Annotated in this window: 14 protein-coding genes; 9 read left to right on the top strand and 5 right to left on the bottom strand. The window is 46.7% G+C overall.

Annotated features, from left to right (window positions below; translation table 11 throughout):
- Window positions 1–16: 16 nt before the first annotated feature.
- Together QNO02_RS21825 and QNO02_RS21820 are read right to left on the bottom strand one after the other, a co-directional pair.
- A complete protein-coding gene (locus QNO02_RS21825; protein ID WP_289389953.1) occupies window positions 17–463 on the bottom strand; it encodes a MarR family winged helix-turn-helix transcriptional regulator in 447 nt (148 codons plus the stop codon).
- Window positions 464–602: 139 nt separating this feature from the next.
- On the bottom strand, window positions 603–1667 hold the full coding sequence (locus QNO02_RS21820) for an ABC transporter substrate-binding protein (RefSeq protein ID WP_289389952.1): 1065 nt from the start codon (window positions 1665–1667) through the stop codon (window positions 603–605).
- A 133-nt stretch (window positions 1668–1800) separates the two neighbouring features.
- Between QNO02_RS21820 and QNO02_RS21815 the strand changes: the two genes are divergently transcribed.
- A complete protein-coding gene (locus QNO02_RS21815; RefSeq protein WP_289389951.1) occupies window positions 1801–2910 on the top strand; it encodes a FecCD family ABC transporter permease in 1110 nt (369 codons plus the stop codon).
- 2 nt (window positions 2911–2912) lie between these two features.
- Entirely contained in the window at window positions 2913–3680 is a 768-nt protein-coding gene (locus QNO02_RS21810) for an ABC transporter ATP-binding protein (protein WP_289389950.1), read from the top strand.
- A gap of 126 nt (window positions 3681–3806) precedes the next feature.
- On the opposite strand, the gene QNO02_RS21805 is transcribed toward QNO02_RS21810, so the two are convergent.
- A complete protein-coding gene (locus QNO02_RS21805) occupies window positions 3807–4436 on the bottom strand; it encodes a TetR/AcrR family transcriptional regulator (protein ID WP_289389949.1) in 630 nt (209 codons plus the stop codon).
- A gap of 285 nt (window positions 4437–4721) precedes the next feature.
- Here QNO02_RS21805 and QNO02_RS21800 point away from each other — a divergent pair, with 285 nt between their 5' ends.
- The 4 genes from QNO02_RS21800 (at window position 4722) to QNO02_RS21785 (ending at window position 9908) form a co-directional block, all read left to right on the top strand.
- Window positions 4722–6176, top strand: a complete 1455-nt coding sequence (locus QNO02_RS21800) for a 4-hydroxyphenylacetate 3-hydroxylase family protein (protein ID WP_289389948.1) — start codon at window positions 4722–4724, stop codon at window positions 6174–6176.
- An 18-nt stretch (window positions 6177–6194) separates the two neighbouring features.
- Window positions 6195–7352 (top strand): FMNH2-dependent alkanesulfonate monooxygenase, encoded by a 1158-nt coding sequence (gene ssuD, locus QNO02_RS21795; RefSeq protein WP_091028258.1) that lies wholly within the window; start codon window positions 6195–6197, stop codon window positions 7350–7352.
- A 175-nt stretch (window positions 7353–7527) separates the two neighbouring features.
- A complete protein-coding gene (gene sfnG, locus QNO02_RS21790) occupies window positions 7528–8604 on the top strand; it encodes a dimethylsulfone monooxygenase SfnG (protein ID WP_289389947.1) in 1077 nt (358 codons plus the stop codon).
- Between the two features lie 98 nt (window positions 8605–8702).
- Entirely contained in the window at window positions 8703–9908 is a 1206-nt protein-coding gene (locus tag QNO02_RS21785) for an acyl-CoA dehydrogenase family protein (protein ID WP_289389946.1), read from the top strand.
- 95 nt (window positions 9909–10003) lie between these two features.
- Here QNO02_RS21785 and QNO02_RS21780 read toward each other — a convergent pair whose 3' ends face one another.
- Window positions 10004–10567 (bottom strand): DUF421 domain-containing protein, encoded by a 564-nt coding sequence (locus tag QNO02_RS21780; RefSeq protein WP_289389945.1) that lies wholly within the window; start codon window positions 10565–10567, stop codon window positions 10004–10006.
- A gap of 131 nt (window positions 10568–10698) precedes the next feature.
- On the opposite strand from QNO02_RS21780, the gene rnhA reads away from it, so the two are divergent.
- From rnhA to QNO02_RS21765, 3 genes are all read left to right on the top strand, one after another.
- Window positions 10699–11352 carry a ribonuclease H gene (gene rnhA / locus QNO02_RS21775; protein ID WP_289389944.1) on the top strand — a complete coding sequence of 218 codons (654 nt, stop codon included), beginning with the start codon at window positions 10699–10701 and terminating at the stop codon, window positions 11350–11352.
- Window positions 11353–11562: 210 nt separating this feature from the next.
- Window positions 11563–12432 carry an alpha/beta fold hydrolase gene (locus tag QNO02_RS21770; protein ID WP_091028272.1) on the top strand — a complete coding sequence of 290 codons (870 nt, stop codon included), beginning with the start codon at window positions 11563–11565 and terminating at the stop codon, window positions 12430–12432.
- Between the two features lie 300 nt (window positions 12433–12732).
- Window positions 12733–13722 (top strand): serine/threonine protein kinase, encoded by a 990-nt coding sequence (locus QNO02_RS21765; RefSeq protein WP_091028275.1) that lies wholly within the window; start codon window positions 12733–12735, stop codon window positions 13720–13722.
- A gap of 181 nt (window positions 13723–13903) precedes the next feature.
- On the opposite strand, the gene QNO02_RS21760 is transcribed toward QNO02_RS21765, so the two are convergent.
- Window positions 13904–15958 (bottom strand): VWA domain-containing protein, encoded by a 2055-nt coding sequence (locus tag QNO02_RS21760; protein ID WP_133385627.1) that lies wholly within the window; start codon window positions 15956–15958, stop codon window positions 13904–13906.
- Window positions 15959–16063: the final 105 nt, after the last annotated feature.

Genomic DNA, 16063 nt, shown 5'->3' with positions numbered 1-16063 from the left:
ATTTCTCCAAAAAAAATTAGAAGTTGCCATGAATTTTCATTAAAATTCGAAGCAGTTCTTTTTTCTCCGCTTCCGTAACGTCCGCATAGAACGCGTCCAACATGCGCTGAGATATCTCTTCAAAGACAGGCTTTAATTCTTCGCCTTTTGCAGTCAAAGCCACATGAACAACTCGTGAATCTGTTGCATCACGCTCCTTGAGGACGTATCCTGTCCGCACCAATTTGTCCACAAGTGCAGTCACCGTGGATTTATCCTTGCCAATTTTTTTGGCGATTTCAGCCATAGTCATCCTGTGATTGTTGTACAGGGCATAGATGATATCCCCATGGGATGTGGCAAGATCCTGGATTCCCTGCTCAGCCATCTCAGTAAGGATGAAGCGGTTGACCTTCTCTTTAATTTTGGATATGAGTGAAATAGCGTCTCTTGTTTTCATATGTGTAATATAGTTTGTTATCAAACTAATGTCAAGCTTTGATCCGTGATTTCTTGCATTCACGGCATAAAAAAGAGCAGTGAGAACTTCTTCTCCTGCTCCTTTGTTTTTATTTCATTGTAATACTTCACTGCAATATTATATTACCAACCAACGCCTGGGATTACTTAATCGGATTAGCTTTCATTTCCTGTCCCATTTTCTCAATACCATCCAGAATTTGATATCCATAACCCCAGAACTGGCTGAAATCTGTGACATAGATCTGTTTGTTCTTGATTGCGTTCATACTTTGCAGGGCAGGATTGGCATACAGATTTTGAATCAGCTTGTCGATATCCGGTGAACCGGCGTACGCGGACAAGAGCAGATAGTCCGGGTTCGCTGTGATCAATTGTTCAACACTTACCTCACCTTGCACACCATCAAACGTATTTTTCAGCTTCAACAGGCCAAGTGCATCAAGCTGATACGTATCGTTCTGCATGCTGCTTACCGTAATGGTGTCTTCTGTAGCGGGTACGATGTAGGCAAAAGTATGCTCAGGCTGATCGGCTACACTTGCCTTAATGGCATCAACACGAGTCTTCAGACTTTCTGTGAATGTTGCGGCATTTTCTTGAACGTCGAAGATCTGCCCAAGTTGTGCAATATCGCTATACAGGCTATCGAGTGTGCCTTTGTGATTCGTCGTTTGCAGGAACGTGCGGATATTCATGTCATTTAATCCATCGACGGTACCCACACCCCAGTCTGCATCAGCGAACAGGTCACCCCGTCCGAGTACCAGATCCGGGCTTGCACCTACAACCAGCTCTTTACCTACATAATCCTTGGACAATACCGGAATTTTGGCAAAATCATCAGCCACATCCGGTGTAACGGAACCGTATAGAGCAGCAACACCGACCATTTTATCGGTCAGACCCAATTTGATGAGCATCTCAGCCGCAGATTGGGTATTCGCAACCACACGTTCAGGTGCTTTATCGAATACTTGCACTTTTGGTTTCCACTCGCCGCCCTCACCCGAGATTGTGAAATTCTCAATGGTGAGCGGGTACGTCGTTTTATTTGTATTCTCAGCAGGAGCTGAAGTTTCTGTCGTATTAGTTGTTGAAGTTGTTTCTTCGGCAGGGGAAGAAGTTGAAACATTCGAACAGGCTGCAAGCAGCAGTAACAGGAGACTTAGAGCAGCGAAGCCAATGGTTCTGGATGTGAATTTCATTAAATGATGAACCCCTTTTCTATGTGTTTTAAATTGACAAAGATAATCATTCTCAATTATAATCCGAGAAAAAGCTTTGTAAATAGCTATATTTAATTTGTTCTACATTTTACGCGAATTGATGGGGGAAGAGATGGCACAGACGGTTCAGGTTCAGACACAACGTAGGGGGAAAAGAGAGTCTCTAATTCATAGTAAATCCGGGTTTGCTTTACTGATCGCAGCTTTAATCATTATCACGATTATTTCTGTAGGTATTGCAGTTTCCATTGGACAGGTACGAATTCCGCTGGCGGAGTCATATCGTATTCTTTTAACCAAATTAACGGGATTTCAGTGGGGGACAACACCAATTGAGGCAGGCTCCTTTACCGATATTATCTGGCAGATTCGCTTTCCTCGTGTGCTGATGGCGATGTTTATCGGTGCAGGCTTGGCCTTGTGCGGTGCTGTTATGCAGGCTGCTGTGCAGAATCCGCTCGCTGACCCTTACATACTGGGTATATCCTCAGGCGCTTCACTTGGAGCAACCTTTGCAATACTCATTGGATTTGGTGCGATTGGGTGGCTTGGTCAGACGGGGGTTGCTTTCTGGGCCTTTGCCGGAGCGATGGGTGCGTCCTTACTGGTCCTGACTTTGGCAGGGATTCGGGGGAAAATGACGTCGGTCAAGCTGGTGCTTGCCGGAATGGTGATTAACGCGCTATGCAGCGCTTTTTCGAACTTTATTATTTATTTTGCCAACAATGCTGAAGGCATTAAAACGGTGACGTTCTGGACCATGGGCAGCCTAGCGGCTTCCGGCTGGAACAAGCTTCCACTCGTAGGTGTCGTCGTGCTGGTAGCGATTCTATTCTTCCTTTTACAGTCCAGAGTTCTCAATACGATGTTATTGGGGGATGAAGCAGCCGTTACACTGGGCATTAATCTGAGTGTGTACCGCAGAGTGTACATGTTGTTAACCGCTCTGGTGACAGGAGTCATGGTGGCGAGCTGTGGCATGATTGGTTTTGTCGGACTCATTATTCCGCATATCGTCAGAGGTCTGGTGGGTTCCGACCATCGTAAAGTGATGCCTGTATCCGTGTTGTTTGGAGCTATTTTCCTCATCTGGACGGATGTTATTGCACGATCCCTCATATCCAGCGTGGAGTTACCGATCGGGATTATTACAGCCATGATTGGTGCGCCGATGTTTATGTATATGCTGGTCAAAAAAGGCTACGGTTTTGGAGGAAATTAAACATGAAACTGAACGTAGAAAATGTATCCATCTCTGTGCTGAACACGGACATCATCAAGGATATTTCATTACAGGTAAACGGTAAACAGTTCGTTGGACTGATCGGACCCAATGGTTGTGGCAAGTCAACGCTGCTCAAGAGCATCTATAAAGTGATCAAACCGCAGCAAGGTAAGGTTTTTCTGGATAATACGGATATTCTCAAATCCAGTCCAAAGCTTGTTTCCAGACATATGGGCGTTGTCGGCCAGTTTAATGAATTGAGTTTTGATTTTACGGTACGTGAGATGGTCATGATGGGGCGTACCCCGCACAAAAAAATGTTGGAAACGGATAATGAACGTGACCACGAAATCGTGGAGCAGGCTTTGGAAAAAGTACATCTGACTGGACATGCAGACCGCAATTACGTGTCTCTGTCTGGTGGGGAGAAACAGCGTGTGGTATTGGCGCGTGTCCTGGCACAGCAACCCCAATTCCTGATCCTGGACGAGCCGACGAACCATTTGGACATCAAATACCAACTTCAGATTCTAAATATTGTCCGTGGACTCGGCATTGGCATATTGGCAGCGCTGCATGATATCGAACTCGCCGCAGAATATTGCGATTATCTCTATGTGGTGAAAAAGGGACAGATTGTGGTCCATGGCAAACCCGCCGATATCCTGACCCGTGAAATGATTGGTGAGGTATTTGATGTAGACTGTGAAATCTATGAAAATCCGGTTACGGGTGGCTTGGGAATTGCTTATCTGAGTACACGTTGATATGTCTAGTGTTCCAGTGAACTGTCTTTCTAGCTGATTTTCAGCTTGGAAGGCAGTTTTTTTTGTGTTTAGCTTTCTTCTCAGAGGAGGTTGGTCAAGTTAGCCTCTGGCTCCAGAACAGGCAGGTCAGGAATGGGGGGAGCGTGTATCCTGGGCCTGCGCGCCCATGGCCGTGTAGACACCTAGTCGGGCAAGACGGGTAAGCTGCAAAGCCATATGATGGGGAGAGTATACTTTGTTGTTTTCAAGCCATTTATGAATAATTCCGCTGGTGGAGAAGCTGAGATGATCGAGTAAAATGTCCAGCGGTACCTGAACCTTCTGATCCATCCCGAGTTGGGTAATCCGTTGAAAAAAATAAGCTTTAATCACCTCGTTCAGCCGGGTACTGAAATTGCCGACAGGATTGATCAGTAGCATGACCCGGTAGAACTCATCATGTTCAAAGATGTGCTCAAACAGGACCGCAAAGATCGGGTCAGGCTCGGTAAAAGAAAGGGCCACATCCATGTGGGCAGAACGTTCACTGAGTACATGTTCCAGCAACTCCAATTTCTCGTTGACCATCTTGTCCAGTAAATCCTCTTTGTCTATAAAGTGGGCATAGAAGGTTGAACGGTTGATGTTCGCTTGTTCAGCAATGTCCACGATGCTGATTTCCACGTAATCCTGCTTCTTCATCATTTTCAAAAAAGCTTCAGAGATCATGACACGGGTTCTGTAAATTCTTCGGTCAACACCTCGAGTTTCATTCATTCCATATCACCTCAAAAACAACAGATTAGGATTTTTTGTTGGTTAAGCAACATCGTCTAGATCCCTATTTCATGCATCCATGGGAATGCGCTTAAGATGCAGGCACCTTCAAATCAAGCCGGATTGTAGTTTATTTTGACGTTGCCCGACAGATCCAGCATTTGTGTTTGTTAACCGTCAAATTTGGACTCATTGATTGTTGCGATTTAATGGATATTAGCTATGATAAACAATAAAACATAGCAAATCAATCGGAAAAATAAAATTTGAGTTAGGGGTGACATTTTGAGGGGAGATACTTTCATATCCAGTCTGGAGGATGGACGACGTGTCTGGCTGGAAGGGCAGCAGGTGAAGAATATTTCCGAACATGCGGCTTTTAAAGGCACACTATCCACCATCAGGCAGCTGTTTAATATGCTGGATGATCCTCTTCAACGGGAGCAAGTGGGCTATGTTCCCGAGGGACAGGAGCGATATGCACACAGCTCATTTCTCATACCGCACACAGCAGCCGAATTGAACAAACGCAGTCAGTCCTTTGCAGTCTGGTCTTCCAGCACCAATGGCATGATGAGCCGGTTATCCGACTACGCTCGTTCCATGGTCACCGGTTGGTATGCTGCCCGGCACGAATTATCCGACCTGGACCCGCAATTTGCGGATAAAATCAGCACCTATTACCATGAGGCCAGAGACCGCGACCTCTTTCTGACAACAGCCATTATTGATCCCCAGATTGATCGTTCCAGCGGACTGGATGACCAGCGGATTGCAGAGCGATTCCTGCATGTGGTGAAGGAAACTTCGGAAGGGATTGTGGTTAGAGGAGCCAAAATGATTGCGACTGGTGCACCGTATACGCATGACTTTCTGATCTTTTCGTTCCTGCAATTTCAGACCCGACATCAGAAACATGCGCATGTCTTGATTGTACCCGCCAATTCACCAGGACTGCATATTGTGTGCAGGGAGTCGTTTGCTGATGCCAGAGAACGCAATCATCCGCTCAGTGCACGATACGATGAGATGGATGCGGTCCTTTTTTTCGATGATGTCCTGATTCCTTGGGAAAGGGTGCTTCTCTACGGCGATTCTGACAAGGTCCTGAAGCTTCGCGGGAACCGTACAGCCAATGGATTGGCCTTCCACCAAAATGTCGTACGCTTTGTCGCCAAGCTGGAATTTGTCACGGGTGTGGCCTTTGCGGTGGCTGAGTCGATTGGCGTAACCGGATTTCTGCATATACAGGAGAAGCTGGGGGAGCTGCTGACACAAATTGATGTAATCAAGGCGCTGATTATTGCAGCGGAGGCCAAAGCCGTGCCTGATGCGGCAGCTGTACTCGTTCCTGATCTGACGTATGTAGAGACGGCGCGAAGTTTGGGAACCAAATATTATCCACGGGCTGTTGAGATACTTCAACAAGTCGGCGCAGGTGGCTTTGTTCAGACCCCTTCCGGAATTGAGGACTTCTACGGTCCGATTTCTGAATTTATGCATTTGTATTTTGAAGGCGCTGCGGTAAGTGCAGAGAAAAAAGTGGAGCTATTCAAGCTGGCTTGGGATCTCATCGGCAGTCCGCTTGGCGCAAGACATCTGTTATATGAAAAATTTTATGCAGGTGATCCGATCCGGGGGCTCGCATCCCACTACATTCGACATGACAAATTGTCGTTAACAGGTCCTGTCTGGAAGCTGATTCAAGAGAACAGCAAGGGCAGAGTAGCCACCATTTGAGCAGGAGGAGAGAGAAAAATGGAATTGTTTTGGTTTATCCCGACACATGGGGATGGAAGATTTCTGGGCACCCGAGAAGGTGCCAGGGCAGTGACCTATCATTATTGCAAGCAGGTTGCGCAAGCTGCAGATGAGCTTGGGTTTGCCGGTGCGCTGCTACCTACGGGAAAATCATGTGAAGACGCCTGGGTCGTTGCTTCCTCGCTGGTGTCGGTAACGGACAAGCTGAAGTTTCTGGTCGCTGCACGTCCGGGTCTGATGCTTCCGACCACGGCGGCACGAATGGCGAGTACACTGGATCGCTTCTCCAAAGGAAGACTTTTGATCAATGTTGTAGCCGGAGGGGATCCGATCGAGCTTGAGGGAGACGGGGTGTTCCTGGATCATGATGAACGTTATGCATTGACGGATGAATTTCTAACCATATGGCGCAAGGAGCTGGCGGGCGAAGAAGTCGATTTTGAGGGCAAATATTTAAAGGTCAACGGTGGATCGGTTCTGTATCCGACCATTCAGAAGCCTTATCCTCCACTTTATTTTGGAGGCTCCTCTGAAGCTGCCATGGAGGTGGCTGCCGAGCATGTAGACGTATACCTGACGTGGGGTGAGCCACCTGACCAGGTAGAGGCCAAGATCAACCGAATGCGAGAGCTTGCTGCCAGAAAGGGAAGAAGTCTGCGCTTCGGCATCCGACTTCATGTAATCGTTCGTCCAACCGAAGAGGAGGCCTGGCAGGCCGCGAATGACCTGATCGCTCATCTGGATGAAGAGACGATTGCTTCTGCCCAGAAGATCTACGCTCGCATGGATTCCGTCGGTCAACAGCGAATGGCCAGACTGCATAATGGGGATCGTTCCAATCTGGAGATCAGCCCAAATCTGTGGGCAGGCATTGGACTGGTCAGGGGGGGTGCCGGTACAGCGCTTGTAGGTGATCCTGACCAGGTTGCAGCGAGAATTAGGGAGTACGAGGCACTAGGAATTGAGACCTTCATTATGTCGGGGTACCCGCATCTGGAAGAAGCCTACCGTACAGCTGAGCTGTTGTTTCCTAAGCTCAATTATGCACAATATGGCGATAATGGCGAGCGCTCGTTTATTAGCCCTTTTGGCGAGATCATCGCCAATAATAACATTCCTGATCATGTGGTAAAAGCGCCTGCGGCTTCCAAATGATAGGGTCTGCTTTTTACGATGTCTCCATTAAAAACATCATACATTCTGGCCGATTAGACGAACTAAAGGCGCCTCAAACTTATAGGTTGTAGGTGTCTTTTTTGTTGCATTCCACTCCGGTAGAGAGGGCCTTGGCCCTTGCCTAGAAATCATTCCATTGAAGAGGTGATTCAACATGTCCATGCAATTCGCGTATTGGGTTCCTAATGTAAGTGGGGGTCTGGTTATCTCCAGCATCCCGCAAAAAACAGGCTGGTCATTTGAGGATAACGCGAGGTATGCCAAGATCGCAGAAGATGTGGGCTTTGATTATGCGTTATTGCAAACCAGATTTATGGCCAGCTACGGCGCTGATAATCAACTGGAAGCCATTGCTCTTGCCTCCGCACTGGCTGTGGTTACAGATCGCTTAAAACTGATAGCAGCCATATTGCCTGGATTATGGCATCCCGGTCCAGTAGCGAAAGCGATCACGACGATTGATCATATCAGCAAGGGACGAGCTGCCGTAAATATTGTCAGCGGCTGGTTCAAGGGAGAGTTTCATGGATTTGGAGAACCGTGGCTGGACCATAACGAGCGTTATCGTCGCTCGGAAGAGTTCATCCGTGTCATAAAGGAGCTGTGGACGCAAGAAGAAGCCAATCACCAGGGAGACTTTTACCGTATTCATGAAGCGCCACACAAACCCAAACCGGTTGCACTTCCACCTGTGTTCCAGGGAGGGAATTCGGCGGCTGCACGCGACATGGCTGCACGAGTCTCGGATTGGTATTTCATGAACGGGAATAACATCGAAGGCTTCCGTACCCAGATTGAGGATGTGACTGGGCGGGCTGCGTCCTACAACCGCAAGCTGCAATTCGGAGTAAATGCTTTTGTCATCGTGAGGGATACGGAAGAAGAAGCATTGGAAGTACTGCGCCAGATTATTCTGCATGCTGACCCCGAGGCCGTGGAGGGCTTCCGCAGTCAGGTTCAATTTGCAGGCAAAGCTTCACCTGAACAGGAGGGAATGTGGGCGAATTCCAACTTCGACGACCTGGTGCAATATAATGACGGGTTCAAAACCGGGTTGATTGGTACCCCGGAGCAGGTGGCAGACCGCATCATTGCGTTGAAAAAGGTTGGAGTAAATCTCATTCTTACTGGCTTTCTTCATTACGATGAGGATATTCGGGCTTTCGGTGAGAAGGTAATCCCGCTGGTTAGAGAGAAGGAGGCTGCACTAAACCGGGTAGCAACTTCCTGATCAAACAATCGATCTTCAATAGACGGAATGGATTGGCATATCTGTATTACTGTTATTGAGGGATGTATCCCTATTCTAATCAGAGGAGAGTTGATGCAATGAGTATTCAAGCAAACACCATTCACACCCAGCCAGACTATGAGCAATTGAGAGTTGAAATTCGGGGGATTGTCGACGAGGTCATTAAACCACGTGCTGAGCTGATCGACCGTGAGGGCCGTTTCCCGCGTGAGAATCTGTCCGCCCTTGCTGAGGCTGGATGGAATGGGGTGCTGATTCCCGAGCGCTTCGGTGGACGGGGACTGGATCATGTTGCCTTTGCGATTGCGGCAGAAGAAATTGCCAAGGGATGCCCTTCGACTTCGCTGGTGTATGTCATGCATGTTGGAGCCGTTCAGACGATAGCTCTCTACGGAGATGAGGATCAGAAGGAGCGCTGGCTGAAGCCGGTACGTAATGGCGCTATTGGTACGTATTCCACAAGTGAGCGTGCTTCGGGAGGTCACTGGTGGTTTAATTTCAGCGAGGCTTCCCGAGACGGCGAGGATTATATTCTGAATGCCGAAAAGTCGTTCACGACAAGCTCGGGACAGGCTGATTTTTATGTGACCCAGACTCGCACGCCAGGAGCACAAACCCCGACAGATGTGAGCTTCTTCCTTGTCGATGGACAATTGGAAGGCATTACGTCCGGCGTGTGGGATGCGCTCGGTGTTCGTGGTAACCATAGCGGACCCATTAAATATGAAGGCGTTCGAATTGCAGCTCAGGATAAGCTTGGAACCGAGGGGCAGGGTCGCGAAATTCTGGAGAGTGGTGTATCCCCCGTATATTTAATCGGCCTGGGCTCAACCTGGCTTGGAGTTGCCGAGGCTGCGCTTGAGGCTGCATCCGAATATGTGAAGGGCATGGTTCATCGGGATTTTAACAAGCGCTTAGCCGATTACCAGATCATCCGCCAGCAGTTGGCTGAAGTGAAGGTGCTAATCTCCAGCTTGAAGCCTTGGCAGTTATCACTTGCGCGGCAGCTGGACGAACTTCAGGCACAGGGGAAACCGCAAGTTGAGCTGTTCCTGCCGCTGGTTGAATTCAAAATTCATGCTGCCGAAGTCGCGAATAAAGCGACCAAAGCAGCACTGGATGTTACCGGAGGTTATGGTTATAAAAAAGGCGTGTTTGAACGTCTCTTCCGTGACGCGCGTGCAGGCATTGCCATGGGGCCCTCCAACAACATCGCCAGAGAGTGGATTGGCAAGTCTCTGGTCGGTCTGCCGTTGGAACTGTGGTACGAGGGAGGGGATTAATTCACACAGAAACTGAAAAAGGAAGCCTGTATATCTTCATTCGAAGATATACAGGCTTCCTTTTTCTATTGCGGCGAGGGACAGGCAGTAGCTATTCAAGCGTGGAGTCCAGCGGACGAGAGTGTCCATCCTGGATGACCTCCTGGAACAGTCTTTTGGATTCTGTGGGGCCACGTACCTTGCTTCAGGAGTGCTTCCAAATCGCCTATGGTTACTGGGCGCGCGTGCCGTTTGAGCACATAACCGAGTTGCCCGTTTGGTTCCATCGTGGCCGTTTCCAGATCGGTAATACTTGTAATCCCTTTTTCCCGCAACTGCATCTCCAATTGGTCCACGGAAAAGCGAATATGTTTCAAATTCGGTAGATTCAACTTCCCATCTTCCACGATAACCTTGGATTTTCCGCTCATCATTGTTTCAAACCAATTAAACTTCAACTGTAATTGTTCAACGATCAGAAGCATGAGGATAAATACCGCCGCTGACCCGATCGCTTTGCCTAACTCATGATTCGCAATTGGCTGCACGATCGTTATTCCGATCGAGATAATAATGACTGTCGTGGCTACACTCATTTGCGAGATGGATTTACGTCCAGCAATCCGTAGCAGAATCATGCCAATCAGTACAAGCAAGATGGATTTCCATATCCAGTCCATTGGTTGTATTCCTTTCTATACCAAATCATGTGTCGTATTCCTTAGCTTGGACGAACAACTTAACTTTCATTCACCCCTCCCAATCGTTTACAATAGGGTATTGATGAAGTTAAACAAAGGAGCGGGTCAAAGTGGCAAAACAGAAATACTATGTTGTCTGGGAAGGTAAGAAGCCAGGCGTATATAGCACATGGGCAGAATGCAAAGCGCAGACGGATCAGTATACCGGAGCTAAATATAAATCTTATGAGTCTAAAGCGGCCGCAGAAGAAGCGTATCGTGCCGGATGGAAAGGGAACTGGGGTTCAAGTGCCGGCGGAACGTCGAAGACCAAGTCGGCTGGTAGCGGAAGAAGCGCAGGCATGGAAACGTCGGAAGAAGTGGATTATGACAGTATCTCTGTTGATGTGGGGACACGCGGTAACCCCGGACCTGTAGAATACAAAGGGGTAGACACCCGCACCGGTGAGATTATTTTCTCTGTTGGACCGATCTCCAAAGGAACGAACAATCTGGGTGAATTTTTGGCCATTGTACATGCCCTTGCACATCTGAAAAAAGAAGGAAGTACCAAAACGGTGTATACCGACTCGGTCAATGCCATGAAATGGCTAAAGCAGAAAAAAGTAGCCACAACATTACCAAGAGACAACTCCACGGAAGAAATCTGGCTGATGATCGATCGTGCGGAGCAGTGGCTCCAGACAAATACGTATAGCAATAAAGTGCTAAAATGGCAGACCAAACAGTGGGGCGAAATCAAGGCCGATTACGGTCGGAAGTAAGTATATTTTTTTTAGATGAGCCCTTTATTTCTGGTCTATTAGAATCGTTATTTACAATTTCCAGTTTCCGCTCTATAATCATCTGAATATGATTAGTTAAACATATGGAGGAGCCTGTCATCTGCAGGCCCTCTTTATCTTTTTGGTCCATTGATTAGCAAGTCCATTCACTAGAATGAGTTATTTGAGTATATATTGCAGGAGGCAGACATGAGTTCCATTTATAGAAGTGAAGAAGGCAAGAGCAGCATCCTTGAAGAGTATGAGATTTATTTGAACGAGTTGGGTGAGGAATTTACGCGGGAGTATGTAGAGACGCGTTTTGGAAAGACGCATGTTTTACTGACGGGTCCTCTAGATGGCAAGCCGTTATTTATTCTCCAAGGCGGTAATTGTGTGAATCCGATGACGTTGTCATGGTTCTCTTCTTTATTTAAAGAATACCGGATTATTGCTCCTGATACGATTGGTCATCCTGGTTATAGTGAGGAAGCGAGTATCTCCACACGGTTTGATAGCTTGGCTTTATGGGTGTCGGATCTGCTGGATCACTATGATATTGAAAAGAGTGCATTTATCGGTCCATCGTTTGGAGGAGGCATTATTCTCAGATTGGCTACCTATATTCCGGAACGCATCTCGTGTGCCGTATTGGTTGCTCCTGCTGGTCTTGCGGTCAACTCCAAAATTAAAACAGCTCAGGATATCACGCTGCCGCTCGTCAAGTATCGTATGACGTCTTCACCATCTTCTTTGCAAAAAATTACGGACAACATGTCGTGCAACTGCATGAAAGAAATGGATAAAAACATTATCGGCAAACTTTTTAAATACGTCAGCATAGATCAGGATCTGCCCAAGCTCACGGAGCGGGAAGAACTGATGAATTATACGTCACCGACCTTGTTATTGGTAGGGGAGAAGGATGTCTTTTTCCCTGCGGATAAGTGTATTGAGCGAGCTCAAAAGATTATTACGAATGTAAAAGCCATCAAGTATGATACAGGACATTTCCCTTCACAGGACGTATTGGTTCAGATGAACGAGGAAATCGGGCGTTTTTTACAGAATAATTATTAATAAAAGCTGCAAATGAAGGATGAAAAATGTTTTTCTCCAGTTTAATAAAGTAATTACATCCATCTGTCGATACTCTATATAAGAGAATGCTTTTCTTCTATAGAATAGTGTGGATAGGGATTAGCAGTGGATCGTAGAAGGCTTGATATCATTTATATTTAAATATTTCGCGTGAAGGTGTTTCAAATTGCATCATTTGGTTTATATGTATAGTTGGCGATGAATTGCTTACTGGTTGAACCAAATGATGCATTTACGCGGAAAGTCTTCCGATTGACAAGGTTGAAAAGAGGTCTGGTTATGAGAAAAGACAATTGCAAAATGGCATTGCAACGCAATGTAATTATAAATGATACATATCAAATAAGACAGGTATTAGCCAGCAGTGAGTTGGCTATTGTATATGCAGGGCGAGATCGTAACACAGGTGCCAAGGTAGCCATTAAGGAATTTTTCCCACAGAGACTGGCTGAACGTCAGGCAGACAAGCGTGGGGTGTTCTGCTCTTCGCGAGGATACGGTGGGCAATATCAGGAGTTACTGGCTGCATTTCTGCTCGAAGGTGAATTGTTATCGAAACTGGATCATCCTCATATTGTTTCGTATTTGGATCATTTTGAAGCGAATGATACGGGGTATCTGGTGATGGAATACTGCACGGGAATCACATTAACCGAGTATTTGAATGAACACAATCATGCACTTGATGCTGCCTTCATAACGGAGACGCTGCTTCCACTGGTGGATACATTGGATTACATACATAAGCAAGGCATTCTTCACCGGGATGTGAAACCTTCCAACATTATGGTTATGGAGGATGGTACACCCAAACTTCTGGACTTTGGCTCAGCTACCCGTTGGCCAATGCAATCCGGAGAGAAACAGGTGATATTTACATCGGCAGGTTATTCTCCGCTGGAGTTTTATTCGGAGAAATCCAGTCAGGGACCGATGTCTGACATCTATAGCCTGGCGGCTCTGCTCCATTATTGGACATGCGGGCAACCCCCTATGGACGTGAAACAGCGGTTGTTCCAGGATGAATTGCCATCTGTTCGCTCACATAATGAGTATGTGAATCCTTGGCTTGCTCGTGTTATTCATTGGGGGTTGACGGTTCGGTCTGAGAAACGCTGTGCTTCCTTAGCTTGGGTCAGAAGTTCGCTACGAGTTCAAGCCTGGGTATGGAAAGTGCGCAAACCAGGTACAGTGGAATGGTCTTTAGCCGAGAATGAACATACGCAGGTCTATGAAGTGGAGTCGAAAAAGCAACATGAGACGGCGTAAGCAGTCATAATCTATGTTCATAAAGTGGATGCACTTAAATGAGAGCATAGCATTTATATGCATGAACAACATTAACAAGCCAGTTCGTCCCCTTGATGGGGACGAACTGGCTTGTTTTCTTTTATATTTTCAGAGAGAACATACATCAGCGTGCTTCATTTCCACTTAGTTAACACGTAGTTTACTGGGGATCTCTCTTTTGTCCTACATAGATATTGGTACTTGGTTTGATGGCTTTGTAACGAATTTCGATCTCCGTAACACCATCCTCAAACGTAATATACAACTTTTCATTGTACTCCATAGCTTCCGTGTATCTACGCTTCACTGGCGTTCGGCCTCGGACAACCGTACAATTCGTATCGTGCCGTACCAATAACGTTTCTTTCTTACCCGCTTCCAGCCAGATTCGTCCCGCTTCAGGTACTTTGACCCCAATGTCCATGCGATCAAAAAGTTCACTGAGACTTACTTTTCGACGTTCCAATGAGGTTAGAGGCCAATTGGTCACTGGTATATCCTCGCCGTTCGCTGTAGCTAGAAAGTATCCTTCCAGTCTTCCGCGGAATACGGGTTTTGGTTTCAATACGAACCAATACAGTGCGAAAATACCACCAGTAAGAAGCAGGCCCAATCCTGTATAGAGAAGTACCTTTTCACGTAAAGACTGAATTTGCAACGTAATGTCTGTAGTTATACTTGCTCCCTCAGAATCCGTTGCTGTCACCTTAATGGTGGAACTTCCAGTGTGAAGAGAAGACCATCGCAACAGGTTACCTTCAATGACGGCCTCCCCGAGCTTGCGTTCATTTCCACCTTCAGCAAGGACATACGTTAAAGGATCATTATTGGCATCCTTAAAGTAGTTGTTCAGGTCGACATCTGTATTGCTGTCATCTTTGGATAACACCATGGATTCGCCGGTGGATACGGGTGCTTGATTCGTAATGTCTACTTCAACCGGAGTAATTTCGCGATAAAAGTCTGGACCGTCGATCCGTAGTCCCCATGTGTACAGATCCGACTTGGGAAAAGTGTATTTTCCCGTAAATCCGCTACCTGTATTGGTCAAAGGGATACGTTCTGTCTTTCCATCAGATGGAGTTACAATGAGTTCCGCTTCCAGTCCCTTGTACACATCCAAGTCCTGAATGGGTTTAGGGTCCACAGCCTGATCGTAGAGTGATGCCTCAAATGTGATGCTTTTCCCCTTGACTGGCTGCTCCGTTGCCATATTTGCAGTAGCAGCTACGTTGTAATTGCCCAGTAGATTAATCTTCACCAGATCACCACTACGACCTTTAAACTTCAGTTTAAACTGTCCTTTGACCGGACGAATGATCTTCATCAGAGCATATTTATCAGATCGAATGAAGCTGACATTGCTCGACTGATAATAGAGCTGAGCTTCCGAGACAGCATGATCAGAGAGCATGATAATGTTGGCATCCGCCATGCTGGAGTTAGGAATATCCACGGTTACTTCCTGCATTGCTCCAGTTGCAGTCACAGCCGCTACAGACACAAGAACAGATTGAATCTGATCTGCAAAAATACGATTGAAGATTTCAGGCAGATCGTCCGCACTTCCGGTAATGAAGGAAGAACCACCCGTTTCTTTGGCGATGCGCTCCAATTCTGCGGGGTTAACCGTACCGTCGCGGTTTAGTCCCACAGTATAGATGGGATAACCAGCTTGTTGTGCCATCTCAATAACCTTGTCCACATCCTTGGATGAGTCGGCAGGTGTTCTGCTCGTCGATCCTCGTAAATCCGTTTCTCCGTCAGAGAGCAAAATCATAAATGGTTTACGTTTGTCCGTCTGTGATTGTTCAAGCAGGCTAGCACCTCGGCGTAAGCCAAGTCCGAGATCTGTATATCCTGAACGTTTTAAGCCATCCACACGGCTACGAAGATTATTGCGAGCTCCAGAGGATGAAATATCCATCAGTGGTACGGATGAAGTGATCTTGTCATTATAAGCTACAAACCCCAATCGGGTCTTAGGTCCACTAGTCATATCCATAAACATATGTATAACTTCTTCGGCGATGCGATCTTTGTCGGTCTCATTCATGGAGTAGCTAACATCCAGGACAAACATGGCATCGAGTCCTTCATACGTCTGGGTCTTGACGGATGATTCAGCGTATATGCTTCCCATGTCCCATGCTGGAATTAAAAAGCTGATGAACAAGAGAGAGAAAATTGTTTTTTTTAATTTTATTAATATCATACGATGCTTTGAATCTCCTTTCTGTTTTGGGCACTACAATTGTTTTTAGAGGTGAAACTGATTTTTGTTGAAAAACTTTTGTTTTCACTCGATAAAACCCCGTTA

Source organism: Paenibacillus sp. PK1-4R, assembly GCF_030369595.1.
GTDB lineage: Bacteria > Bacillota > Bacilli > Paenibacillales > Paenibacillaceae > Paenibacillus.
Note: the sequence above shows the minus strand (reverse complement) of the source record. Positions and strands in the feature narration are given on the sequence as shown.

Bases quoted from the DNA above. Each gene is read 5' to 3' on its own strand.
- QNO02_RS21820 (WP_289389952.1), bottom strand. From the start codon at position 1,667: ATGAAATTCACATCCAGAACCATTGGCTTCGCTGCTCTAAGTCTCCTG.
- QNO02_RS21815 (WP_289389951.1), top strand. From the start codon at position 1,801: ATGGCACAGACGGTTCAGGTTCAGACACAACGTAGGGGGAAAAGAGAG.
- QNO02_RS21810 (WP_289389950.1), top strand. From the start codon at position 2,913: ATGAAACTGAACGTAGAAAATGTATCCATCTCTGTGCTGAACACGGAC.
- QNO02_RS21805 (WP_289389949.1), bottom strand. From the start codon at position 4,436: ATGAATGAAACTCGAGGTGTTGACCGAAGAATTTACAGAACCCGTGTC.
- ssuD (WP_091028258.1), top strand. From the start codon at position 6,195: ATGGAATTGTTTTGGTTTATCCCGACACATGGGGATGGAAGATTTCTG.
- sfnG (WP_289389947.1), top strand. From the start codon at position 7,528: ATGTCCATGCAATTCGCGTATTGGGTTCCTAATGTAAGTGGGGGTCTG.
- QNO02_RS21785 (WP_289389946.1), top strand. From the start codon at position 8,703: ATGAGTATTCAAGCAAACACCATTCACACCCAGCCAGACTATGAGCAA.
- QNO02_RS21780 (WP_289389945.1), bottom strand. From the start codon at position 10,567: ATGGACTGGATATGGAAATCCATCTTGCTTGTACTGATTGGCATGATT.
- QNO02_RS21770 (WP_091028272.1), top strand. From the start codon at position 11,563: ATGAGTTCCATTTATAGAAGTGAAGAAGGCAAGAGCAGCATCCTTGAA.
- QNO02_RS21765 (WP_091028275.1), top strand. From the start codon at position 12,733: ATGAGAAAAGACAATTGCAAAATGGCATTGCAACGCAATGTAATTATA.
- QNO02_RS21760 (WP_133385627.1), bottom strand. From the start codon at position 15,958: ATGATATTAATAAAATTAAAAAAAACAATTTTCTCTCTCTTGTTCATC.